The organism is Zobellia alginiliquefaciens, assembly GCF_029323795.1.
In the GTDB taxonomy this organism is placed as follows: domain Bacteria; phylum Bacteroidota; class Bacteroidia; order Flavobacteriales; family Flavobacteriaceae; genus Zobellia; species Zobellia alginiliquefaciens.
Window position 1 is genome coordinate 1,222,512 of record NZ_CP119758.1, and the last position, 24,772, is coordinate 1,247,283.

The 24,772-nt window shown below is 38.0% G+C and carries 22 protein-coding genes and 1 tRNA gene; 9 read left to right on the top strand and 14 right to left on the bottom strand.

Features of this window, described 5'->3' with window-relative positions; translation table 11 throughout:
* Nucleotides 1-77: 77 nt before the first annotated feature.
* Nucleotides 78-1,949 (bottom strand): M61 family metallopeptidase, encoded by a 1,872-nt coding sequence (locus P0077_RS05155; RefSeq protein ID WP_276168069.1) that lies wholly within the window; start codon nt 1,947-1,949, stop codon nt 78-80.
* 178 nt (nt 1,950-2,127) lie between these two features.
* On the opposite strand from P0077_RS05155, the gene pyrH reads away from it, so the two are divergent.
* From pyrH to P0077_RS05185, 6 genes are all read left to right on the top strand, one after another.
* Nucleotides 2,128-2,835 carry a UMP kinase gene (gene pyrH / locus P0077_RS05160; RefSeq protein WP_226967933.1) on the top strand — a complete coding sequence of 236 codons (708 nt, stop codon included), beginning with the start codon at nt 2,128-2,130 and terminating at the stop codon, nt 2,833-2,835.
* A gap of 42 nt (nt 2,836-2,877) precedes the next feature.
* Nucleotides 2,878-3,435 carry a ribosome recycling factor gene (gene frr, locus P0077_RS05165; protein ID WP_276168070.1) on the top strand — a complete coding sequence of 186 codons (558 nt, stop codon included), beginning with the start codon at nt 2,878-2,880 and terminating at the stop codon, nt 3,433-3,435.
* A 136-nt stretch (nt 3,436-3,571) separates the two neighbouring features.
* Nucleotides 3,572-5,968, top strand: a complete 2,397-nt coding sequence (locus tag P0077_RS05170; RefSeq protein ID WP_276168071.1) for an efflux RND transporter permease subunit — start codon at nt 3,572-3,574, stop codon at nt 5,966-5,968.
* A gap of 77 nt (nt 5,969-6,045) precedes the next feature.
* Nucleotides 6,046-7,479 (top strand): asparagine--tRNA ligase, encoded by a 1,434-nt coding sequence (gene asnS / locus P0077_RS05175; protein ID WP_276168072.1) that lies wholly within the window; start codon nt 6,046-6,048, stop codon nt 7,477-7,479.
* Between the two features lie 42 nt (nt 7,480-7,521).
* On the top strand, nt 7,522-8,982 hold the full coding sequence (gene rpoN / locus P0077_RS05180) for an RNA polymerase factor sigma-54 (RefSeq protein WP_276168073.1): 1,461 nt from the start codon (nt 7,522-7,524) through the stop codon (nt 8,980-8,982).
* A complete protein-coding gene (locus tag P0077_RS05185) occupies nt 8,982-9,587 on the top strand; it encodes a hypothetical protein (protein WP_276168074.1) in 606 nt (201 codons plus the stop codon). The genes rpoN and P0077_RS05185 overlap by 1 nt, the downstream gene beginning before the upstream one ends.
* 16 nt (nt 9,588-9,603) lie before the next feature.
* Here the strand turns inward: P0077_RS05185 and P0077_RS05190 are convergent, their stop codons facing one another.
* From P0077_RS05190 to P0077_RS05225, 8 genes are all read right to left on the bottom strand, one after another.
* Nucleotides 9,604-10,293, bottom strand: a complete 690-nt coding sequence (locus P0077_RS05190) for a porin family protein (RefSeq protein WP_276168075.1) — start codon at nt 10,291-10,293, stop codon at nt 9,604-9,606.
* 74 nt (nt 10,294-10,367) lie between these two features.
* Nucleotides 10,368-10,850, bottom strand: a complete 483-nt coding sequence (locus P0077_RS05195) for an ExbD/TolR family protein (RefSeq protein ID WP_276168076.1) — start codon at nt 10,848-10,850, stop codon at nt 10,368-10,370.
* Nucleotides 10,851-10,874: 24 nt separating this feature from the next.
* Nucleotides 10,875-11,501, bottom strand: a complete 627-nt coding sequence (locus P0077_RS05200) for an ExbD/TolR family protein (protein ID WP_276168077.1) — start codon at nt 11,499-11,501, stop codon at nt 10,875-10,877.
* Between the two features lie 15 nt (nt 11,502-11,516).
* Nucleotides 11,517-11,957 (bottom strand): hypothetical protein, encoded by a 441-nt coding sequence (locus tag P0077_RS05205; RefSeq protein WP_276168078.1) that lies wholly within the window; start codon nt 11,955-11,957, stop codon nt 11,517-11,519.
* A gap of 24 nt (nt 11,958-11,981) precedes the next feature.
* Nucleotides 11,982-12,728, bottom strand: a complete 747-nt coding sequence (locus P0077_RS05210; protein WP_215438550.1) for a MotA/TolQ/ExbB proton channel family protein — start codon at nt 12,726-12,728, stop codon at nt 11,982-11,984.
* 244 nt (nt 12,729-12,972) lie between these two features.
* A tRNA-Ser gene (locus P0077_RS05215) sits at nt 12,973-13,060 on the bottom strand.
* A 110-nt stretch (nt 13,061-13,170) separates the two neighbouring features.
* Nucleotides 13,171-14,205, bottom strand: a complete 1,035-nt coding sequence (locus tag P0077_RS05220; protein WP_276168079.1) for an asparaginase — start codon at nt 14,203-14,205, stop codon at nt 13,171-13,173.
* A 39-nt stretch (nt 14,206-14,244) separates the two neighbouring features.
* The gene (locus tag P0077_RS05225) at nt 14,245-15,012 is read right to left on the bottom strand and encodes a TatD family hydrolase (protein WP_276168080.1); all 768 of its coding nucleotides are present in this window, start codon (nt 15,010-15,012) and stop codon (nt 14,245-14,247) included.
* Between the two features lie 37 nt (nt 15,013-15,049).
* Here P0077_RS05225 and P0077_RS05230 point away from each other — a divergent pair, with 37 nt between their 5' ends.
* Nucleotides 15,050-15,490 (top strand): retropepsin-like aspartic protease family protein, encoded by a 441-nt coding sequence (locus P0077_RS05230; protein ID WP_276168081.1) that lies wholly within the window; start codon nt 15,050-15,052, stop codon nt 15,488-15,490.
* An 88-nt stretch (nt 15,491-15,578) separates the two neighbouring features.
* Here the strand turns inward: P0077_RS05230 and odhB are convergent, their stop codons facing one another.
* Nucleotides 15,579-16,802, bottom strand: a complete 1,224-nt coding sequence (odhB, locus tag P0077_RS05235) for a 2-oxoglutarate dehydrogenase complex dihydrolipoyllysine-residue succinyltransferase (RefSeq protein WP_276168082.1) — start codon at nt 16,800-16,802, stop codon at nt 15,579-15,581.
* A gap of 47 nt (nt 16,803-16,849) precedes the next feature.
* Nucleotides 16,850-19,663: a 2-oxoglutarate dehydrogenase E1 component gene (locus P0077_RS05240; protein WP_276168083.1), complete on the bottom strand. Its 2,814-nt coding sequence runs from the start codon at nt 19,661-19,663 to the stop codon at nt 16,850-16,852.
* A gap of 97 nt (nt 19,664-19,760) precedes the next feature.
* On the opposite strand from P0077_RS05240, the gene P0077_RS05245 reads away from it, so the two are divergent.
* The gene (locus P0077_RS05245; protein WP_276168084.1) at nt 19,761-20,297 is read left to right on the top strand and encodes an alpha-ketoglutarate decarboxylase; all 537 of its coding nucleotides are present in this window, start codon (nt 19,761-19,763) and stop codon (nt 20,295-20,297) included.
* Here the strand turns inward: P0077_RS05245 and P0077_RS05250 are convergent.
* The 3 genes from P0077_RS05250 to P0077_RS05260 form a co-directional block, all read right to left on the bottom strand.
* Nucleotides 20,294-20,647, bottom strand: coding sequence for a hypothetical protein (locus tag P0077_RS05250; protein ID WP_276168085.1), 354 nt, complete (start codon nt 20,645-20,647; stop codon nt 20,294-20,296). The genes P0077_RS05245 and P0077_RS05250 overlap by 4 nt on opposite strands.
* Before the next feature lie 86 nt (nt 20,648-20,733).
* Nucleotides 20,734-21,750 carry a UDP-glucose 4-epimerase GalE gene (galE, locus tag P0077_RS05255; protein ID WP_276168086.1) on the bottom strand — a complete coding sequence of 339 codons (1,017 nt, stop codon included), beginning with the start codon at nt 21,748-21,750 and terminating at the stop codon, nt 20,734-20,736.
* Nucleotides 21,751-21,838: 88 nt separating this feature from the next.
* Entirely contained in the window at nt 21,839-22,993 is a 1,155-nt protein-coding gene (locus P0077_RS05260; protein ID WP_276168087.1) for a DegT/DnrJ/EryC1/StrS family aminotransferase, read from the bottom strand.
* 91 nt (nt 22,994-23,084) lie between these two features.
* On the opposite strand from P0077_RS05260, the gene P0077_RS05265 reads away from it, so the two are divergent.
* Nucleotides 23,085-24,320 carry a 3-deoxy-D-manno-octulosonic acid transferase gene (locus P0077_RS05265; protein ID WP_276168088.1) on the top strand — a complete coding sequence of 412 codons (1,236 nt, stop codon included), beginning with the start codon at nt 23,085-23,087 and terminating at the stop codon, nt 24,318-24,320.
* Nucleotides 24,321-24,772 lie beyond the last annotated feature (452 nt).

Here is a 24,772-nt window from a genome sequence, read left to right on the forward strand (position 1 = left end):
TACTAACTACACTCCAAACAAAAAGCGCTACTTCTACAGTAGCGCTTTTCTTTTCTATTTATATTAACAAGGAATAATTACTCACCTTTTAACCAAGACTCTCTTAACTCAACCACCTCCGTACTAGCATTTTCAACCGGAGTAATAGTTTCAACATTTAAAGTTGGAGTACCTACCTTACCTTCTAGGACAACATCTTCCTCCCCTCTTGTAACCATCATTTTTATATCAGTTTCAGCCGTCCATCCAAAACTTTGACCAATAATAGGCCGGATCGACTCTAGAGTAATGGGCGTATCATTTATACTTTTAATAACATCACCGCCTTGAGCCCCCAAGCCTTTCAAAAAACTATTAAGCTCAATGCCCTCTCGTACGAATACAACATCCTCGTCACTCGGGTCTACATCAATATAGGGATTATCCCCATCTAGAAAATAACCTGATGCTTGCTCCACTACATCTGTCTTAAGCCCCACTTTGAGCAAAAATTCATTATAATTGATAGGCGTAGTTCCAATAACGTAGGTATCGAAGAAATTACGAATTTCCGGATAGGTCATCTCCACTATTTCATCAAATAACTTATCATCTTCAAATGGCACATCGTTACCGTATTTTGCAGAAAGCTCCTTCATGAGCCACAACACCCCCTTTTCACCATTACTTAATTCACGCAGCCTAATATCCAGCGCCATATTAATTAACGTACCTTTCTCATATACGTTCGCATAGTTCTTTTTATAAGGTTCAACTAAGATATTCTCACTCATCTCGGTAAAAGACATCTCATCATCATATGACTTGGCATTATTTACCTTATCCATCAAACGCTGGTAAAACTCCGCCTCATCTATAAGACCTTGTTGTACTTGGAAGAGATTGGCAAAATATTCAGTTGTTCCCTCGTACATCCATAAATGCTTAGACATTTTTGGGTCATTAAAATCAAAATACTGAACTTCTATAGAGTGTACTGTTAAAGGGGTTACAATATGAAAAAACTCATGTGAAACTACATCGACCATAGCTTGCTCCAAACGCTCCTTTGGCATGGCTTCCGGCAAAACCACAACTGTAGAAGTATGGTGTTCCAAAGCCCCAAAACCTGATGCATCATCAGGTTCCATAGTAGATAAATACAATAAAATATTATAAATCTTTGTACCATCAATATCCCCCAAAAAGGTTTTTTGGGCCGCCATCATTTTTTCCATACGGTTTTTCAAGCTTAAAGCCGAATAAATACCCGTTGGCGAATACACACTTAAGGTTACAGTAATTCCGTTAATCTCAAATGTCTCCGTATTAGGCTTAGCATATAAAATAGGATTATCTATCACCTCAAAATACCTGTTAGCACTAAAAACATCTACATTGGCCACTGGAGCATCAACTACTGCAGGCTCCAAGGAAGTCGTTGCCTTTAAAGTTTCCGGCCTTGAGATAGTAATTTCATAAGGCACCTCTTTCAATCCCCCAAAATATCCTACAAAACCATGCAGGTTTAGCATAAAGGTTTTATTGGCGATAATATTTGTACCCGATGGAGAAAAAACCTTATCCTTTACCTCTCCTTCCGTGTCATATGTATCATTGACGTAATAGGTAACTTTGTCCAAATTTTTTCCATCGGAGATCTTCCAAGTATTATCATCGGTTTTTGAAAATGCCATTTCTTTTCCATCGTAATCAAAAGCTTTGAAACCTTCAATATATTGCCCATAGTTATCCGTACTATACGTACCCGGCACTGTTTTAGGTATAAAAAAAGAAACCTCGTCCGTGGTAAAAGCACCAGCATCTACCGTAACTGCAACCTTATCATCAATAACATTTTTTAAATCTAGCGTAGCCAATACCGGTGTCTTTTCCGCTGTTAAAGCCGTTTTGGTTGCTCCACAACTGGCCAAAAGCACCGTAAAAGCAAGTAAGCATATTTTCTTCATTGTATATAGTTTAACACTTTAATGTAAGTAATAACCCCGTTTACAGAGGTTTGCAAGATTATAAAATATAACAGAATACTCCGCCATTATTAGGAAATAATTAAGGTTCATTTATATGAAGATTCAAAAACGAACCCTAAGTTTTTTTGATTATTTTTGCCTCAACGAAATACTAGCCATGCAATACAAAAGAATTCTCTTAAAACTCAGCGGTGAAGCCTTAATGGGCGAAAAGCAATACGGAATAGACTCTAAACGGCTTGCAGAATACGCGGAAGAAATTAAAGAAGTAGTTGAAAAAGGTGTTGAAGTAGCCATTGTTATTGGCGGCGGAAACATATTTAGAGGCCTTGCAGGAGCCGCTACGGGTATGGACCGGGTTCAGGGTGACCATATGGGTATGCTCGCTACGGTCATAAATGGTCTTGCGCTTCAGAGTGCATTGGAATTACAAGGCGTACAAACACGTTTGCAATCCGCAATTCAGATAAACGAAGTTGCCGAACCTTTCATAAGAAGACGTGCCATGCGGCATTTAGAAAAAGGTAGGGTAGTAATTTTTGGAGGCGGAACCGGAAACCCTTACTTCACTACAGATTCAGCAGCCGTATTACGCGCTATTGAAATAGAAGCTGATGTTATTCTTAAGGGCACACGTGTTGATGGTATTTACACTTCAGACCCTGAAAAAGATAAGAATGCAACTAAGTTTGACACCATTTCTTTTGCAGACGTTCTTTTAAAAGGCCTTAAAGTAATGGATACGACCGCATTCACTTTAAGTCAAGAAAACGAACTACCAATTGTGGTTTTTGATATGAATACACAGGGCAACCTAATTAAATTAGTAGAAGGCGAAAATATTGGCACCGTAGTTAATCTTTAGCCTTAATTTAGTTTTATTAGTAGCTTATATTATATTTGAATTATGAACGAAGACATACAGTTTATACTTGATTCCGCAAAGGAAAGTATGGATGCTGCAATGAGGCATTTAGAAAAAGAGTTTGTTAAAATACGTGCAGGTAAAGCGAGTCCCGCTATGCTTTCTTCCGTAATGGTAGAATACTATGGCTCTCAGACTCCGCTAACGCAAGTAGCCAATATAAACACGCCTGATGGACGTACAATTTCAGTACAGCCTTGGGAAAAGAACATGCTACAAGAAATTGAGAAGGCGATCATGAACTCTAACTTGGGTTTCAACCCAATGAACAATGGCGACTTTGTTATTATTAACGTACCGCCATTGACGGAGGAACGCAGGATTCAATTGACCAAGCAGGCAAAAGCCGAAGCAGAAGACGCTAAAGTTGGTATCCGTAGTGCTCGCCAAGATGCAAATAAAGAAATTCGTGACCTTGACGACGCTTCAGAGGATGTACAAAAAAATGCAGAGGTAGATGTGCAAGCACTTACCGATATATACATCAAAAAAGTAGATGCTTTTTTAGTGGTCAAAGAAGCAGAAATTATGAAAGTCTAATCTTCAACTTTTATATAAAATTTAAAAGCAGCCTTATGGGCTGCTTTTTTAATTTAATGCCAATAAGTTAATTAAATATTACATTTTAGGAACACACCTAATCATTCTTTACCTTTGCGCTCGGAAAAATCGAACGATGGCAGCCAAACTTAAACAAGGTTTTTGGGAGAAAACAGCAAGTATAATTCTTCGGAACCGTATTCTGATACTTATTTTAATAGTTGCATTCACAGTTTTCTTGGGTATGCAGTGGAAAAATATGCGTTTCAGCAATACCCAAGCAAACCTTCTACCCGATGATCACCCTGTTAATCTTGAATATCAGGAATTTTTAGACCAATTTGGTGAGGAAGGAAATGCTATTGTTTTCGCTATTCACGATTCCACCCTATTCACCACAACCAACATCAACAGGTGGAACAAATTCAGCAAACAGCTGGCTGCTTTCCCAGAAATAGATTTTGTACTCTCTTTAGATAATCTTCAAGAACTCAAAAAGGACAACGACAATCAAAAATTTGTTCTTGAACCACTGATAAGCTCGGAACTAAAGACCAAAAAAGAAATAGATAGCATAAAAAACCATCTGTTTAACGAATTGCCCTTTTATGACAACCTTCTTTTTAATAAAGAAAGTGGAACGGTCAGAACCATCGCCAATCTAGATGGTGATATTGTCAACACCAGTGTCCGAAAAGATTTTGTCCTAGAGGACCTTAACCACCTCATTGAAAATTTTGAATCAGAAACGGGATTAGATGTCAGAGTATCCGGTATGCCTTACATCAGGACTATGAACTCCCAAAACATTATAGATGAGATTGGAAAATTCATACTAGCTGCCCTTGGCGTTACCTCCTTAATTTTCTTTTTCTTCTTTAGGAGTTTCAGAGCCACATTTATCTCAATGTGTGTTGTGATAATTGGGGTAATGTGGGCCTTTGGTATCCTAGGACTTTTGCAGTATGAAATAACCGTACTCACTGCATTAATTCCTCCGTTAATTATCGTTATCGGTATCCCTAACTGTATCTTTCTGATCAATAAATATCAGCAAGAAGTTAAGAAGCACGGAAACCAAGCGCTTTCATTACAACGGGTAATATCTAAAATAGGTAATGCCACGTTGATGACCAACATGACCACTGCGTCAGGTTTTGCCACTTTTATTATTACAGACAGTAAATTACTAAAGGAATTTGGTATTGTAGCCTCTATAAATATCATTGGTATTTTTGTGCTATCATTATTGATCATTCCGATTATCTACAGTTTTTTATCCCTTCCAAAAACAAGACACTTAAAACACCTTAACAAACGTTGGATCGATGCTTTTGTCAATTGGATGGAGCGCATTGTTAGAGAGCGGAGAATTGCCGTTTACATTGTGTCCCTGATTTTATTGATTGCCAGTATTATTGGTATCTATCAAATTGAAATATCCGGAAGCCCCATAGAAGACATGCCAAAAAACGCCGAATTCTTTAAGGACATTCGGTTCTTTGAGAAAGAGTTTGATGGCATCATGCCCGTAGAAATAGTAGTAGATACCAAGAAGCCAAAAGGCGTTTTGAAACCTGCCAATCTAAAACGTATAGATCAGCTTAGTGAGGTCATTACCGAAATTCCCGAACTTTCCAAGCCCATTTCAGTCGTAAACCTGGTTAAATATTCTAAACAGGCATTTTATAACGGTATCCCAAAATATTATCAGCTTCCAACTTCCCAAGAAAACAACTTCATCATGAAAGTTGCCCAAAATTCTGATGGAAATGGCAACTTGCTAAAAAACTTCGTAGATAGCACAGGGCAAACTGCCCGTATTACTACGTTTATGCAAGACGTGAAAACGGACCGCATGGAACAAATTGAAGAGCGCCTAAACGAGAATATCAATAAATTTTTCCCGCCGGATCGCTACAACGTATACATGACAGGAAGTGCACTTCTATTTTTAAAGGGCACAAAATATCTTGTAAAAAATCTCATTCTCTCACTGGCCTTTGCCATTTTCTTGATCGCCTTATTTATGGCCTATCTTTTCAGGTCGTTTAGAATGATTATCATTTCGCTCATTCCCAACTTACTTCCTTTGGTGGTAACCGCAGGTATTATGGGCTTTGTAGGTGTTCCTATAAAACCCTCAACCATACTGGTCTTTAGTATTGCCTTTGGTATTTCGGTAGATGATACTATTCACTTTTTAGCCAAATATCGCCAAGAATTAATTGCCAATAAATGGCAAATAAAAAAGTCGGTCTATGCTGCACTCCGCGAAACGGGAGTAAGTATGTTCTACACCTCTATTGTACTTTTCTTTGGGTTCTCTGTATTTATCATTTCTAACTTTGGAGGAACGGTAGCCTTGGGCGCTTTGGTTTCAGCAACCTTAATGTTTGCTATGCTGGCCAACCTAATTCTTTTACCATCGCTATTGTTGTCCTTAGAAAGGAATATTGCAAGCAAAAAAATCCTTAAAAAACCACAAATTGACATTCTTCCACAGGGTGAAGACGAGGATAATAAAAATTGAGGTTGATTTAAACCATCATAAGCATTGATTCTTTTATCAAAAACTTATCTTTGCCCTTCAATTTTCAAGTGACTTAGATGAACTCTTATAGCGTAAAAGAATTACTTTCAGAAAACCTCTTATTACAAGAAGTAACTATAAATGGATGGGTAAAAGCATTCAGAAGCAATCGTTTTATAGCTCTAAACGATGGGTCTACCATTAATAACATTCAATGTGTTGTAGACTTTGAATCGTTTGATGAAAACATTCTTAAACAGATAAACACTGGTGCTGCGGTAAAAATTACCGGTACGTTAGTGGAAAGTCAAGGTAAAGGTCAAAAGGTAGAGATTCAAGTTAGCGAGCTTGCTATTCTTGGTGGCGCCGACCCGGAAACTTACCCTATCCAACCCAAAAAGCATTCTTTAGAGTTTTTGAGGGAGAAAGCACACTTGCGTATTCGTACTAATACTTTTGCTGCCATAATGCGCGTGCGCTCAGCATTATCTTTTGGAATACATCAATATTTTCAGCAAAACGGATTTAACTATTTCCACGCCCCTATCATTACAGGTTCGGATGCAGAAGGTGCGGGAGAAATGTTCAAAGTAAGTACTTTAGATAGTAAAAAACCGCCATTGACTGAAGATGGCGACATCAACTATAAAGAAGATTTCTTCGGAAAAGAAACCAACCTAACCGTTTCAGGCCAATTGGAAGCTGAAACCTATGCCATGGCACTGGGAAAAGTCTATACTTTTGGACCAACATTTCGTGCAGAAAATAGCAATACGTCTCGGCATTTGGCGGAGTTTTGGATGATTGAGCCGGAAATGGCTTTCTTTGACCTTAATGACAACATGGATCTTGCCGAAGATTTTATCAAAACCGTTATAAAGTACGTTCTTGAAAACTGCCAAGACGACCTTCAGTTTTTAGAAAAACGTCTTTTAGACGAAGAGAAAACAAAGCCCCAGGCAGAACGAAGCGAAATGCCTTTAATAGAAAAGCTAAAATTCGTTTCGGAGAACAGCTTTAAAAGGGTTACCTATACGGAGGCTATTGATATTTTAAGAAATAGCAAGCCTAACAAAAAGAAAAAATTCAAATATCCCATCAATGAATGGGGAGCGGATTTACAAAGTGAGCATGAGCGCTTCTTAGTGGAAAAACACTTTAAATGCCCTGTTATCCTATTTGATTATCCCGCCAAAATAAAAGCATTTTACATGCGCCTGAACGAAGATGGAAAGACCGTACGAGCTATGGACATCCTCTTTCCTGGTATTGGTGAAATTGTAGGCGGGTCACAGCGTGAAGAGCGCTTAGACGTGCTTAAAGAAAAAATGACCGCACTTGGCATTGATGAAGAAGAGCTATGGTGGTACCTAGATCTTAGAAAATTTGGTAGTGCGGTGCATAGCGGTTTCGGACTTGGATTTGAGCGCTTGGTACTTTTTGCTACCGGGATGGGTAATATTCGTGATGTAATTCCATTTCCTAGAACACCCCAAAATGCAGAATTTTAGTTAGAATTAGTTATCTTAGAAGGCAAGCTATATTAGTCCTAAATGCTAAAACAACACTTACAGTTTAAATTATCGCAGAAGCTATCTCCTCAGCAGATACAGCTTATGAAGTTGATTCAGCTGCCTACCCAGGCATTTGAACAACGTCTTAAGCAAGAGCTAGAAGAGAACCCTGCATTGGAAGGTGGCAAGGAAGAATCAGATTCAATTGATGATGAATTTGGGGACACCTATGAAAATGATGAACAAGACAGTGAAGTCATTTCTGCGGAAGACATTAATATAGATGATTACTTAAGTGATGACGAAATACCGGACTACCGCACAAAAGCCAATAATTATAGTGCGGATGATGAGGAAAAAAATGTTCCTTATGCTGCCGGAACTTCATTCAATCAATACTTATTAAATCAACTTAATACGGTCTATTTAAACGATCAAGAATGGAGTATTGCCGAGTTCCTTGTAGGCAGCGTTGATGAAAGTGGCTATATAAGAAGACCTATTGCCGACATTACCGACGACTTAGCATTTACTCAAAATATCTATACCGACGAGGAAACTATTGAAAAGGTTTTAAAACTAGTTCAGAAATTAGACCCACCCGGTGTTGCTGCACGTTCGTTAGAAGAGAGCCTAATTATTCAATTAAAAAGAAAAGAGGTTACTCCCAGTATTGAACTGGCCATTACCATTCTTGAAAAGTCATTTGAGCAGTTTACCAAAAAGCATTACAAAAAACTAATTCAGAAATATAATATTACCGAAGAACAACTTAGGGATGCTATTTCTGAAATTGAAAAACTTAATCCCAAACCAGGCGGTTCCTACTCAGGAAACAACCGTATGGTAGAACACGTAGTGCCTGATTTTTCCATAAGAATTGTTGATGGAGAACTAGAGCTCACCCTAAATGGCCGAAATGCCCCAGAATTGCATGTATCCAAAGAATACAGCAATATGTTGAAGGGCTATAAAGACGCTAAGAAAAAATCAAAGTCACAAAAAGATACCGTGCTTTTTATAAAGCAGAAGCTAGATGCCGCAAAGTGGTTCATTGATGCTATTAGACAGCGACAACAGACGTTGTTCATAACCATGAACTCTATCATGCACTATCAGTCCGAATACTTTCTTACAGGAGACGAACGCAATCTTCGCCCCATGATACTGAAAGATATTGCCGATGAAATTGAAATGGATGTTTCTACAGTATCACGAGTTGCAAATAGCAAATACGTAGACACTCCATACGGAACCAAGTTAATTAAAGAGTTTTTCTCCGAATCAATGAAAAACGATCAAGGAGAAGATGTTTCCACTAAAGAAATTAAAAAAATCCTTGAGACCGTTATTGGTGAGGAGTCCAAGAAAAAACCGCTTACGGATGATAAACTAGCGGCTATATTAAAAGAAAAAGGATATCCTATTGCCAGAAGAACCGTTGCAAAATATAGAGAACAACTAGATATTCCCGTCGCACGGTTACGCAAAATGATTTAATGAAGGTTTTTCTAAAGGCTATATCCTACATTTTCCACCCTTTGTTCATTCCGGTAGCAGGAACTATCGCCTACTTCTTAATCACTCCAAAATACAGCACTATAACCATCCAGAGTGCCAATGTACTACCCATTTTCATACTTACCGTAATCATACCGATAATCTTCTATTTCATCCTGAAAAATTTGGGTGTGGTGGAAAGTATATTTATGTCCTCCCAAAAAGAACGGAGATACCCATTGTACATACACATAATACTACTCTTATTTGTGGTTTACAAAGTCATACCGAACACCAATATTACAGAATTACATTTTTACTTTGTTGGACTGGTCATAGCCGCCCTAACCGCCTTGTTGTCCTTGTTATTTAAATTGAAGATAAGCATGCATCTCATGGGCATGGGCAGTCTAGTTATGTTTTTGACCGCACTTAGCATTCACTTTGAGGTTAACATTACATTGGGTTTAAGCATCTTTACATTGCTTACCGGTATGGTAGCAACCTCCAGATTGTACCTGAAAGCTCATACGCGCATTGAAGTAGTTCTTGGGTTCCTAGTAGGCTTCCTTTCCCAGCTAATGCTTGTCCGTTTTTGGCTGTAGCTCCAAAATATTGGTTTTAAAGAATATAGAAAATCAATCCAATTCTGAGGGGTTTGGAGTTTAAACTCTCTCCTTCTACACTAACACCATCATTAAAAACACTTGCCAAAGAATAGTATGCATGAAGGTTAAAAGTATTATATCCAAAGTTCAATGTTAAACCGTATTGAAAATCACGGATATCATCATTATAAAAAGACACCTTTCCCGTATCCGTAGGAACTAATTTAGACCTTCCCCCAAACACGTAACCAAATTTCATACCTGCATAAATACGCCAAAACTTGTATTCAGAAACACTAGAATTCCTCCAACGCACCTCTAAAGGTACCTCTAACATATGGGTCTCTATCTTATTACGCTCAAAATCACTATCACTTTCTAGAATACTATAGGAAACACCTTCTGAGGCCTCCATCGCCATAAGGTTTGAGTAATATGAATATACCCCATAACCTAGACCTAGACCTATTGCAGTGGTTCTACTCTGATTTAAGGGAATATCCCGTATAAAACCCGCCTGTAACCCATAGGACAGGTTTCGCTGGCTGACACCCTCCGGCTGATTCAAAAGAAAATTATAGGTAATACCAATATAAAACTGATCCTCAAGGTATCTTGAATCAATAACGGTTGAATCAACAGTGACCTGAGCAGCTACACTGGTACAACACAAAAGAAAAAACCCATATAAATAACGCATCATAAGGTCAAAATTAAGCAAATAAAAAACGCCTCGGATAAAAAATCCGAGGCGCTTGTATTTATAAGTTTGAAATACTACTGCAAGTTATTGAAGGCATCTCCATCGTAAGTCGTATAATTAACTTTCAATGCGTTTACCTCTCTTAACTGTTGTTTAATATCAGATATTAAACCCATGTTAGCATTCTTATCAACTTTTAAAGCCGTAGTCAAAACATTTTGAAGTTCTTGTGGCTTCTTAGCTCTTTCCTGCAAAATATAGTCACCTACATCCGAAGGAGAAGAAAACTTATCGTTCAATTGAATTCTTGCTTCATCACCAAACTGAGCTTTATACTGAGAAGTTGGTTCACCAACATATATGTATATAACCCTATCCTTCTTTTCCAATTTCTTGGTTTCACTAGCGTTAGGCAAAGTATTCTCTACTTTCAAAGTATTATCTTTCATAACCGTTACGGTCATAAAGAAGAATAAAAGCATAAATACAATATCAGGTAACGATGCAGTGTTCACAGCTGGTAAACCGGCATCCTTTTTCTTTGCAAACTTTGACATATTATTATATTGTTTTAGCTCTTATTAATTACTTGAACCCGTCTCTGCTTCTGACAACTTCTGTGGAAACAACTCTTGAATCCGCTTAACCTTTTCTTTGAGATCCTCTTTTCTACTAGCGTCGGTCTCAGGATTAAGATATTCTGCTTCCATATCGGTAAAGTCTCTTTTATAAAGACGTTGTGCCTCACGATTCCTAAGTTCGTTGTAAGCACCTACCAATTCATTCTGAACTGTTATGTACGTACTGTACTTTGTCTCACGATCGTTTTTTAAAGATATAATAGCTTTTGCAGGGTTATCAGATGACTCTGCTAGCCTTTTACCTTTACAATAGCTACAATATTCAGGAGAACCCGATGGAGCTCCGCCATTATCCAAGAAAGCCATTGCTTTTTCTCTTAGACTTTTGATATCAGTAAGCTCATCTTCCACTAACAACTGACCATTACGGTTAATGTTAACAGTAAAGATATTCTTCTCCTTAATTACTGGTGGCTCTTCCGTAGGCGGCTCAATAGGCGGCAACATACGATCCAAACCTGCATCAGTTTCAATGGTCGTGGTAACCAAGAAAAATATAAGTAGCAAGAATGCTATGTCTGCCATTGATCCGGCGTTTACCTCTGCTGGTCCTCCTCTTCTAGACATAATTTAGTTCTTTATTTATTTAATCATTTTTCTAACACCGCCCCAAAGCATAGCTCCAACAGCTATAAGAGTCAATATGAAAAATACATTTATACCAGCTCCGATTTGCTTAATTTCAGCTTCATCGGTAGATATACCTCTTTCGGACATTTGCTCGATACTAACATCGGTTCCACTAGCCATTACAAAGCCAATACCAACAACTAAAAGAAAACCAACAACTACAAAAAGCGTCTTCTTTAAATTAGCAGGATTTGAAAAAAGGTTTTTAAGAGCAAATACAAGACTGAACACTACCGCGATGCCTAACAGCAACCATGTAATAGCAAACATTGCATTAAGAGCTCCGTTATTGACCGCCTCGGCAGCCGGCATTTCAGACTCTGGAAGCATGAACCACAAGGCAGCGCCTATCAAGCCCACAACGACCAATATAATCTTTACAATTTTATGCATAATTTTAGGTATTACGTGTGCGACTTATTTTTTGTGATCCACCAACATATCTATCAAAACGATAGATGAATCCTCCATATCATTAACGATGCTATCAATTTTTGCAATGATATAGTTATAGAAAATTTGAAGGATAATAGCAGTAATAAGACCGAATACCGTTGTTAATAACGCCACCTGAATATCACCTGCAATAAGAGATGCACTCAAGTTACCAACAGCACTAATTTTCTGGAAGGCCTGAATCATACCGATTACCGTACCCATGAAACCAAGCATTGGTGCAATAGCGATAAACAAAGACAACCAAGAAACGTTTTTCTCTAACTGTCCCATTTGAACACCACCGTAAGCCACAACAGCTTTCTCAGCAGACTCAACACTCTCACCAGCTCTATCTAAACCTTGATAGTAGATAGAAGCAACAGGACCTTTTGTATTTCTACAAACTTCTTTTGCAGCTTCAACACCACCGGAAGCCAATGCATCCTCTACTTGTTGTCTAAGTTTAGCAGTGTTAGTTGTTGCCATGTTCAAGTAAATAATTCTTTCGATAGCTACGGCTAGACCAAGAATCAAACATAAAAGAACAATACCCATAAAGCCGGCACCACCTTGTATAAACATTTCTTTCAAAACCTGGGTAAAACCTTTTTCAGCTTCGGCCGGGGCATCTTGCAGCATCATTGCTGTATTAGCCATTGCATTCACAGTATTTGTACTCATTACAAACAACCCGCCCACGGCTAGGATAGAGGATAATTTTTTCATTTGTTCAAACTTAAATTAGTTATTTAATAGGGTTAAAGATATAAAAAAATCACAATAAAAAAAGTAAAACTTCGTTGCATCAGGGAAGTGGCCGCCAAATATAAAGCAAGACCTATAAACCGGCCTTTCAGCCAGTGTCGTTGCCTGATATTATCAAGCTCAGACTTCCATTTAGCATATAGAAACTAAACTTACAAATATTTCCAGTCTAAACTAATATATACTGAAAAATCTTTTTGTTCTGCAGAGAGGAAGGGATTCGAACCCTCGATACACTTTTGGTGTATACACACTTTCCAGGCGTGCGCCTTCGACCACTCGGCCACCTCTCTAAATTCATCTTACACTACGCCTTTTTCAACAAAATCAGACCAGACAAGATCACCCTTTTTAAGGGGTGCCCAAATAACAAAAAAAATATTAGTTGATGAAATTAAAACTGCTAATTTTCTTGTACCTCCCCTCGCAACGAAGTCTCAAATATGCTTTTGAACAATTTATACGAAACATTATTACCCAAAAGGTACATTAACTTGGCAATTGCAGCTTCGGTCGTAATGTCTTTACCATTAATAACTTGCAATTCCTCCAACTGTTTACTGGTTTCATAACGCCCCATTGAAACACTGCCACCCGAACATTGTGTAACATTAATAATGTGAATGTTATTTTCTTTTGCCTTTTTTAGAATATCGATCACCCAAGGCTCATTTGGAGCGTTTCCAGCGCCATAAGTTTCCAAAATTACACCTCTTAGACCTGGTATATTGACTACTCCTTCCAAAACCGCAGGACCAATACCCGGGAACAATTTCAATATAGCCACATTAGTATCCATATATTTATGCACCTTGAACTTCTTGCGTTTCACATAAGGCAACAAAGATTCTTCATTCACATTTAAGAACACTCCAGACTCTATTAATTCCGGATAATTCAATGAAGCAAATGCCTGAAAGTGTTCCGCATTTATTTTTGTGGTGCGGTTGGCGCGATACAATTTATATTCAAAATACAAGCCTACCTCCTGAACAACCGGTCTATTATTTCTCTGTAACGCAGCAATTTGAATAGAAGTAATCAAATTTTCCTTAGCGTCCGTCCGTAAATCTCCAATGGGCAATTGAGAACCGGTAAAAATTACTGGTTTAGCTAGATTCTCTAGCATAAAACTCAAAGCGGATGCCGTATAACTCATGGTATCACTGCCATGAAGGACAACAAAACCGTCATGCGACTCATAATTCTCTTCTATAATTGTGGCGATCTGAACCCAATGCTCAGGATTCATATTGGACGAATCTATTGGCTCATCAAATGAAATAGAGTTAATTTCACAATCCAACTGCTTCAGTTCCGGAATATTTTTAAGCAGCTTATCAAAATTAAATGCCTTTAGCGCGCCAGAATCATAGTCTTTTACCATACCTATGGTACCACCTGTATATATTAAAAGAATGTTACTTTTATTTTTCAAACCTAGAATTTTTAAATGTTATATTGAGAACAGTATCATTTACACCCCAAATACTTGTTTTGAATTTTTGGTAGTAATGTCCGCTACCGATTCCGTCGAAACTTCATAAACGTCCGCCAACTTCTCAAGCACATTCATTATATAGGCACTTTCATTTCTTTTGCCCCTATACGGTACGGGTGCCAAATAAGGTGAATCCGTTTCTAGAACTACATTTTCTAATGGAATTTGGTCTAAAAATTTATCTATTTTTCCATTTTTAAATGTCACAACACCTCCAATACCAAGCTTCATATTGTACGAAATAGCTTTTTTAGCTTGCTCAAGAGTGCCTGTAAAACAATGAAAAATACCGAATAAATCCGCTCCTTTTTCACTTTCCAACACCTCAAAAACCTCATCAAAGGCATCGCGGCAATGGATGACTATGGGCAATTTAAATTTCTTAGCTAATTGTATTTGTGCACGAAACGCCTCCTGTTGTTGTTTTAGAAAAGTTTTATCCCAAAATAAATCGATTCCTATTTCGCCCAAAGCAAAAAATTTTCGCTGCTCAAGCATTTCTTCAACGTGTTTTAATTCTTCCTTGAAATTTTCTTTCACATGTGTAGGGTGCAAGCCCATCATCAAAAAAATATTATCAGGATAAGACTTTTCAAGATCAAACATAGACTGGGTATACGTTGAATCTATTGCAGGGATAAAAAAGCGCTCAATACCAAGAGCAATTGCCCTTTTAATAGCTTCTTCCCTATCCTCATCAAATGCCTCACTATACAAATGAGTATGCGTATCTGTTAGTATCATGCTGCAAAAATAGCCTTATCTTTGACAAAAAGAATACATGTCCTCTCTGAAAAGATTTCTTCGGAAAAAAAAATACACCCAAATACCTTTAAAACTCACACAAACGGACCACTTTGAAATATTGGCGAAAATCAACGGTATAAAAGGAAGATTTATTTTAGATACCGGAGCTTCCAATACCTGTATTGGAATCGATAAAATAGCCCAATTTGGTTTAGCTTCCGAAGCATCTGAAGTAAAAGCGGCAGGTGCCGGAGCAACGGATATGGAAACCTTGATATCAACAAAAAACAAAATTGAAATAGGGAACTGGAAAAAGAAAAACCTAAAAATTGTTCTTTTTGACCTGATCCATGTCAATCAGGCCCTGACTGCCCACAACGCGTTACCAGTTGATGGTATTATTGGCGCCGATGTTCTTAAAAAAGCAAAGGCTGTAATAGATTATGATAAATCTTATGTCTATTTAAGCAAATAACTATAGCAGAAGATTCTAATTATACATTATAAAAAAAGCCCCAAAGATTATAATCTTTAGGGCTTTATATATTAAAGGAGCAGCCTTACTACATTTCCAAAGCTTTCTTTACATTACCATCCATCAATAATTCTTCAGGATTTTCCAATGCTTCTTTTATTGCCACCAAAAATCCAACAGATTCTTTACCATCAATAATACGGTGATCATAGGATACCGCTACATACATAATAGGTGCAATTGCTATGGCCCCATCTCTAGCGATAGGTCTTTCTACTATATTGTGCATACCTAAAATTGCACTTTGCGGTGGATTAATAATTGGTGTTGACAACATAGAGCCAAAAACACCGCCATTGGTAATAGTGAATGTACCTCCAGTCATTTCGTCAACGGTAATCTCACCTTCACGAGCCCTAATAGCCAATCTTTTCACTTCCGCTTCAACCCCTCTAAACGTCAGGTTTTCTGCATTTCTAATAACAGGAACCATTAACCCTTTTGGTCCGGAAACAGCTATACTAATATCGCAGAAATCATAAGAAATCATTTCCTTACCATCTATCATAGAGTTGACGGCAGGATACATTTCCAGTGCACGAACTACAGCTTTGGTAAAGAAGGACATAAATCCTAAACCAACTCCGTGCTTCGATTTAAAATCATCTTTATATTGTTTTCTAAGTTCGAAAATAGCCGACATATCAACTTCGTTAAAAGTTGTAAGCATAGCAGTCTCGTTCTTAGCCGACACCAAACGTTCCGCCACTTTTCTACGCAACATTGAAAGTTTGGAGCGTGTTTCACCTCTACTTCCACCTGTAGGAGTACCCATTGAAGGAACCGCATTTACAGCGTCTTCTTTAGTGATACGGCCATCTTTGCCACTTCCTTTTACGGCCGCAGCATCAATACCCTTTTCACTTAATATTTTCTTTGCTGCAGGAGAAGCTACACCAGAAGCGTAAGTTTCTTTTGCTGGAGCAGGTTGAGGCGCCTTAGCCTCTTCTTTTTTAGGCTCACTTTTCTTCTCTTCCGCTGAATCTTTCTCAGCAGAATCACCTTCAGGTTTAGCACCGTCCGTATCTATTAAACAAACTACCTCACCAACGGCAACAGCATCCCCTACTTCAGCTTTTAAGGTAATAATTCCGCTTTCTTCAGCAGGAAGTTCCAAAGTAGCTTTATCCGAATCAACCTCGGCAATGGCCTGGTCTTTTTCAACGTAATCGCCATCTTCTACCAACCATTCCGCAATTTCTACTTCGGTGATAGATTCGCCCGGAGATGGGACTTTCATTTCTAATATCATGCTATACTTATTTGCTGTGTTATCTTTACTATTTGAACAACCAACCCCTAATCTTCACTAGGTTTAGGTAATGGTTTTGACATATTATTCTTAGTCTTATCGAATACATAATCGATTACTTGCTGATGCCTCATTTTTGAACGAACGGCACTACCGGCAGCAGGAGAAGCATAAAATCTTCTTGAAGCCACCCTAAACTTGTCCGAATCACTAAAATGCATCATCATATGACTCCAAGCACCCATGTTTCTAGGCTCTTCTTGAGCCCAGACCAAATCATCGGCCTTTTTATACTTGGCAATAACGGCCTTCATCTTTTCCGCTGGCAACGGAAACAATTGCTCCACACGAACCAAAGCTACATCTTCTCTATTCTGCTCTTCTTTAACCGCTAGTAAATCATAATAAAACTTGCCGGTACAGAACACTACCGACTTTACTTTACTAACAGTAGTAGACTCATCATCTATAACCTCTTGAAAACTTCCCGAAGCCAATTCATCTACGGTAGACACTGCTTTAGGATGCCTTAACAAACTTTTAGGCGTAAAAATAATCATTGGCTTTCTGAAGTTCACCTTCATCTGCCTTCTTAGGATATGATACATTTGCGCAGGTGTGGTAACATCTGCAATATACATATTGTCTCTTGCGCAAAGTTGCAAGTATCTTTCCATGCGTGCGGAAGAATGTTCTGCTCCCTGACCTTCATAACCATGTGGAAGCAACATTACCAAACCGTTCTGAAGTTTCCATTTATCCTCTGCAGCCGAAATATATTGATCGATCATGATTTGAGCACCGTTGCTAAAATCTCCGAACTGAGCTTCCCAAATTGTTAAGGTATTTGGGCTTGCCATGGCATAACCATAATCAAAACCAACTACCCCATATTCCGAAAGCAACGAATTATAAATTTGAAATTTAGCCTGCTCATCACTTATATGATTAAGTAGTATTACCTCTTCTTCACTCTCTTCCACCTTCATTACGGCATGTCTATGCGAAAACGTACCACGTTCCACATCTTGACCCGACATACGCACGGCATACCCCTCTTGCAACAAAGTACCATAGGCCAATAATTCACCCATAGCCCAGTCTAACCTATCAGATTCGAAGAACATTTTCTTACGATCTCTTATCAGTTTATCAACCTTTCGCAAGAATTTTTTATCCTTTGGAAGCTCGGTTATAACTTTCGCTATTTTAGTAAGCTCATCTTTATCAAAAGAAGTATCTACATTCTCCATCATTTCCCACTCACGAACATTGACAAAGCCCTTCCATTCATCCGCCATAAACGGAGTGATTTCGGTTTTATCCTCTTTACGGGAATCTACAAGCTCCTCCTCTAAGGAAGCCTTATACTCTTCTTCCAACTTTTTAACAAAGTCAGATTCTATGATACCTTCCGCCAATAATTTCTCCGCATAAATATCCCGCGGATTTTGGTGCTTAGCTATAGCCTTGTACAATTTTGGTTGTGTAAAACGAGGTTCATCACCTTCGTTATGACCATATTTTCTATATCCTAATAAATCAATAAATACATCCCTATTAAAACGCATACGATACTCCAAAGCAAATAGAGATGCATGCACTACAGCTTCAACATCATCCGCATTTACATGTAGAACCGGACTTAAAGTTACCTTACCTACATCTGTACAGTACGTAGATGAACGCGCATCTAAATAATTGGTAGTAAACCCAATTTGGTTATTCACTACTATATGTATAGTACCATTAGTTTTGTATCCATCAAGATTTGCCATTTGTACTACCTCGTACACTAATCCTTGACCAGCTATTGCCGCATCACCATGCACAACAATAGGAAGTACTTTTGAAAACTCGTCTGGAAAATGAGCATCTTGCTTTGCACGGGCAATGCCCTCTACGACTGCACCAACTGTCTCTAAGTGAGAAGGATTTGGAGCGATGTTCATTTTTATTTTTTTACCATTGTCCGTTTTACGATCAGACGTCCAACCTAAATGGTATTTTACATCACCATCAAAAATCTCTTGCTCGTAATCTTTACCATCAAATTCACTGAAAATATCTTTAGCGGCTTTGCCAAATATATTGGTAAGCACGTTAAGTCTACCTCTATGCGCCATACCCATTACAAACTGCTCCACACCAAGTTCTGCAGCACGTTCAACAACGGCATCTAAAGCAGGAATCAATGATTCGCCCCCTTCTAATGAAAATCGTTTTTGTCCAACATATTTGGTATGCAAAAAGCCTTCAAAAGAAACCGCTTGATTCAGTTTTCTAAGAATACGTTTTTTATGTTCGTTGTCGAATTTTGGGTGATTGTCATTAACATTCAACCAATTTTGAATCCACTCAATACGCTCTGGCTTACGAATATACATATACTCAACACCAATGGCATCACAGTAAATGCGACGTAAGTGATCAATAATTTCTTTTAAAGTACTCGCACCAATACCAATAACATCACCCGCACTGAACACGGTTTCCATATCACTTTGTGATAGGCCAAAATTTTCGATATCAAGCGTTGGCTCATATTGTCTACGCTCTCTAACAGGGTTGGTTTCCGTAAATAAATGTCCTCTACTACGGTAACCATCGATCAAACGAATGACCTGAAACTCTTTCTGAAGAGATTCCGGCATTTCCGCAACAGCATTATTCTGAGTTCCGTTGGCTGAGACCAAAGTCTCTAAATCCAGCTCGTCCAAAGCGGATTCCGTTCCGAAATCAAATCCTTGAAAAAATGCTCGCCAACTAGGCTCAACACTATCGGGGTTAGTAATATACTTGTCGTATAGTTCCGCAAAAAAAGAGGTATGAGCGGTATTTAGAAAGGAATATTTGTCCATAGAAGATTCTCTGTCATGCAAATAAATGGGTACAAAAATACAACATTTCCCATTTCCGGGGCGTATCTTAGTATGCAATATTGAAAAAATAAAGATAATGATTAAAAAACTTTCTTTGATCTCAAAAAAACTTTTTTTCGGGTTATTTCTTATACTTATCAGCATAAGTTGTTACGCACAAAACACTTCTAAATCTTCAGATTTCTGGAATAATGTACGATTTGGTGGCGGATTAGGTTTTGGACTGACAAATGGAGGTTTCAATGCATCCGTAGCTCCCAGTGCCATCTATCAATTTAACGAACAATTTGCAAGTGGTGTCAGCCTTACATTCAACTATGCCAAATATGATAATAATAAGCGCTACGCCTATGGCGGAAGCATTCTTTCGCTTTACAATCCTATTCCTTTCTTACAGATTTCTGCGGAACTGGAACAACTACGCATCAACCAAACATTCTCTTTTAACGATTTTTCTACGCTGGAGGAAAACTACTGGTCTCCCGCCCTATTTCTAGGTTTGGGATATACAGACCGGAATTTTACGGTCGGTCTTCGCTATGATGTGCTTTACGATGACGAGAAAAGTATTTATGCAAATGCCTGGATGCCTTTTGTACGGGTATATTTTTAGGAATATTTTTCTTTTAACCAGACTTTTTGCAACTCTCTTTTCAAAACCAAAAAAGTAACCTGATCAGCTACTTCTACCACATCCGTTACCTTAATTTCCTTGAACGCTCTTTCCGGCACATCTACAATATAGAGCAAATTCAAGTATTCCGCAAAGCGCTCCATTATAAGGCGGTAGATTTTCTCCCTCAAAACACTTATGAGTCCTTCAGGGAGAACATCTACATCCAAATCTATATAAATATTAGCAAGACCAAAGTCTTTTATAATCTGAGCGACCAGCTTCTGATAAAGCTCTTTTTTCTCCGCATTGGCAAGTAACTCCGTACTATCTGAAAAATTCAAAACCATAAATTATCTACGTTTCCAATCCCAAGTTGGTTTTACTTACAAAGAAATTAACAGCATTTTTTCAACCGGACGAAGCCCTTATTAAGTTATGCCCTAATTTTTTGCTCCCATTCCCAAGCGGACTTCATGGCTTCATCTAAAGTGTATTGAGACTTCCACCCTAAAACTTCATTCGCCTTTGTAGTATCCGCGTAAGCAGAAACAATATCCCCAGCTCTTCTATCTACTATTTTATAATTAAGTTTCTTACCTGAAACTTTTTCAAAACTGTGAATTACTTCAAGTACCGAGCTTCCTTTCCCTGTTCCTAGGTTAAAAACTTCATAATTATCCTCATTTTTTCCGCCCAATAAACGCTGTAATGCCTGAACGTGAGCTTTAGCTAAATCTACCACATAAATATAGTCCCGAATACACGTTCCGTCTTCAGTAGGATAATCATCCCCAAAAACCGATAATTGCTCTCTTAACCCCGCACCAGTTTGTGTAATGAAGGGCACTAGATTCTGCGGCACACCAATTGGCAACTCACCTATATTTCCACTAGGATGTGCCCCCATGGGATTAAAATAACGCAGCGCAATGGCATTTAAACTAGAGTTTATAGCACATGTATCCCTAATGATTTCCTCTCCTATTTGCTTGGTATTTCCATAAGGGGATTCTGCAGGCTTTACAGGAGCCTTTTCACTAATAGGCATTTCATCTGCCTGCCCATATACTGTACAGGACGAACTGAAAATAAAATTGGAATTATCCTTTTTAGACAATTCTTTTAAAAGGTAAACCAGTGTACCCAAGTTGTTTTCATAATATAAAAGTGGCTTTTCTACACTTTCGCCAACCGCTTTTGAAGCTGCAAAATGTATAACCCCCTCTACGTCATGGTGTCTTTTGAAAAAATCTTCAACCTTAGCTTTTTCTTTTAAATCTATTTTTTCAAAAAGAGGCATTTTACCCGTTATTGAAGAAATACCTTCCAGCACTTTCTCAGAGGAATTGGAGCAGTCATCAATTATTACCACCTCAAAACCTTCGTTTTGAAGTTCTACAACTGTATGTGAGCCAATAAATCCTAGTCCGCCGGTCACTAATATTTTCATATTCTATTTTTTTCAAAAAACACTCTATCAAAAGTGAATTCAATATTATTTATAATTCAATCTTATACTTTACGAGAGCAATGATAAATTAACCGTTCACAAATTCCAAAACCGTTTTTGTTATAAAATCTATTTGCTCACTATCCAATTCTGTATGCATTGGCAATGAAATCACTTCTTTAATCAGTTGGTTCGTTACTGGAAAGTCGGTTTCATTATACCGCTCATCCACATATGCTTTCTGCTTGTGCAACGGAATGGGGTAATATACCCCACACGGAATGTCATTATCCGCCAAATGCTTTACCAAAGCGTCTCTTTTTCCGTTGGTAATCCGTAAAGTATATTGATGAAACACATGGCAATTACTATCATCATTAGTTGCTATATCACACTTTATCGTCTTTGGAGTAATAATATGTGGCTGCCCTTTAAATGCTTCATTATAACTTCGGGCGGCAGCTCTCCTGCTATCGCAATAACCATCTAATTTTGGCAATTTTGCCCTGAGTACCGCTGCCTGAATAGAGTCCAATCTAGAATTTACACCTACCACATCGTGATGGTATCTTTCATACATACCGTGATTAACAATACCTCTTAACGTGTGTGCCAATTCATCATCGTTAGTAAAAATTGCACCTCCATCCCCGTATGCTCCTAAATTCTTAGACGGAAAAAAAGACGTAGCACCAACATGACCAATGGTGCCCGCTTTTTGTTTCCTTCCATCATCAAAAGTATAATCTGCTCCAATAGCTTGTGCATTATCCTCTATTACGAAAAGATTATGTTTTTCAGCAAGCTCCATAATAGCGTCCATGTTGGCGCATTGACCAAACAAATGAACAGGAACGATTGCTTTAGTTTTAGGCGTGATCGCTTTTTCTACAGCAGCAATATCTATATTAAATGAATCTGGCTCAACATCTACCAAAACAGGGATTAATTGTAAAAGCGCAATAACCTCGACCGTAGCTGCAAAAGTAAAATCTGCCGTAATAACCTCATCACCAGGTTGTAGACCTAAGCCCATCATTGCTATTTGCAGGGCATCTGTACCGTTGGCACAGGGTATTACATGTTTTACTCCTAAATACTCTTCCAACTCGGCTTGAAACGACCGTACTTCTGGTCCGTTTATGAATGCCGAAGTTTCCATAATAGTAGCTATAGCTGAATTGACTTGTTCCTTTATTCCTTCGTACTGGCCGCCTAAGTCGACCATTTGAATTTTTTTCATTGTCATGAATTATATAAATCGCAACAAAAATACGAAACCATGCAGTACTATTTTATGTAAAGAAGCGTAATTTAGCGCAAAATATGAATCAGTGCATAGCATCTATAATGTGATTGTTCAGATTTCTTGGTTCTTCCTGAAAATTCTGGCTCTTTTCAATTCTAAATTAAAGTTGTTCGTAAATGGCCGTAAGCATTCCTTTTACTTGCTGGACAACGCTATTTCCAAAGAAGACAAAACACTTTGGGTGCATGCTGCATCTCTAGGTGAGTTTGAACAAGGACTCCCCATAATTGAGAAGCTCAAAAAGGAATACCCTACCCATAAAATTGTTCTTACGTTTTTCTCCCCGTCCGGATATGAAGTCCGAAAAAATACGCCCGTAGCGGATGTGGTAGCCTATCTACCCATGGACACCAAAAAAAATGCAGCTCATTTTATAAAAACCGTCCATCCGGACATTGCCATTTTTGTTAAATATGAGATTTGGCCCAATTACATGAAAGTGCTTGAAGAGCATAAAGTTCCCGCTGTACTGATTTCTGCTTTGTTTAAGAAAAATCAGATTTATTTTAAAGCCTACGGTGGATTTATGAGAAGTACCCTCCGTAAATTCTCTAATTATTTTGTTCAGGATCAGAACTCAAAAACACTATTGGAATCCATTGGAATAAAAAATGTGGAAATAAGCGGAGACACCCGCTTGGACCGTGTTTCCGAAATTCTGGACCGAGATAACTCCCTTGATTTCATTGAGGTCTTTAAAAACGATAAACTTTGTTTCGTTGCCGGAAGCACTTGGCCCGAAGATGAAGCTATCTTAATTGACTACATAAACAACGCTCCAAAAAACCTGAAGTATGTATTGGCGCCACACACTATTAAGAAGGATAAAATATTAGGTCTTGCAGGAGCATTTACAAAAAAAACAACACTGTATTCAAAGATTGACAGTAATAATCTACGTGATTATGATGTGCTGATTATAGACAACATAGGACTATTGACCAAAATCTACAGTTATGCCGATATTGCTTACGTTGGAGGCGGATTTTCTACCGGATTACACAATACATTAGAACCTGCAGTATTTGGAATACCTGTTATTATCGGGCCAAATTTTGATGGTTTTAAAGAGGCCGAAGATTTAGTGGAGCAAAGAGGCATCTACCCCATAAAGGATCAATGGACATTTGGCGAACTTTTGAAAAAATTACTGGACAGCCCTGAATTTAGAAAAATAACCGGCGATATCAATGCAGCTTATATTTCTAAAAATAGAGGTGCAAGCTCAGAAATAATGCATCACATTCGTGACCTTATTTAATCACTTTCTTAGTTCTATATTCTATTTAAAAAAAGATTCCTCAAATGCTGACCGTTTGCCTATCTCATGATTAGCAAGCCCGGGTTATGTCAAAATTTTAATTCTATCCACTTGGAAATTGCAATTCATCTTCTTTTTTTGACAGTTCAACCCATTAATATACTCAACACAAAGCGTTTAAGTCAAATAATTCGCAATATCTTGGCTTCGTGTTTATTAATTTCATAAATTTAAGAAAATCTAACACTTATGGAACAAGAGCTAACTATAGGAGTAAAAATGCTCAATGGATTTCTTCGAATTATGATTGCCTGTCTGGTATTTATTTTATTGGCTGTACCGGTAGCCCTCATTTTGGATTTGATCGGAATCTTGTAGCAACCTAAAAAAATTTAATTGACCAAGCATAAAAAAGGCCCTCTATGAGGGCCTTTTATTTTTTAGAAAGAAAA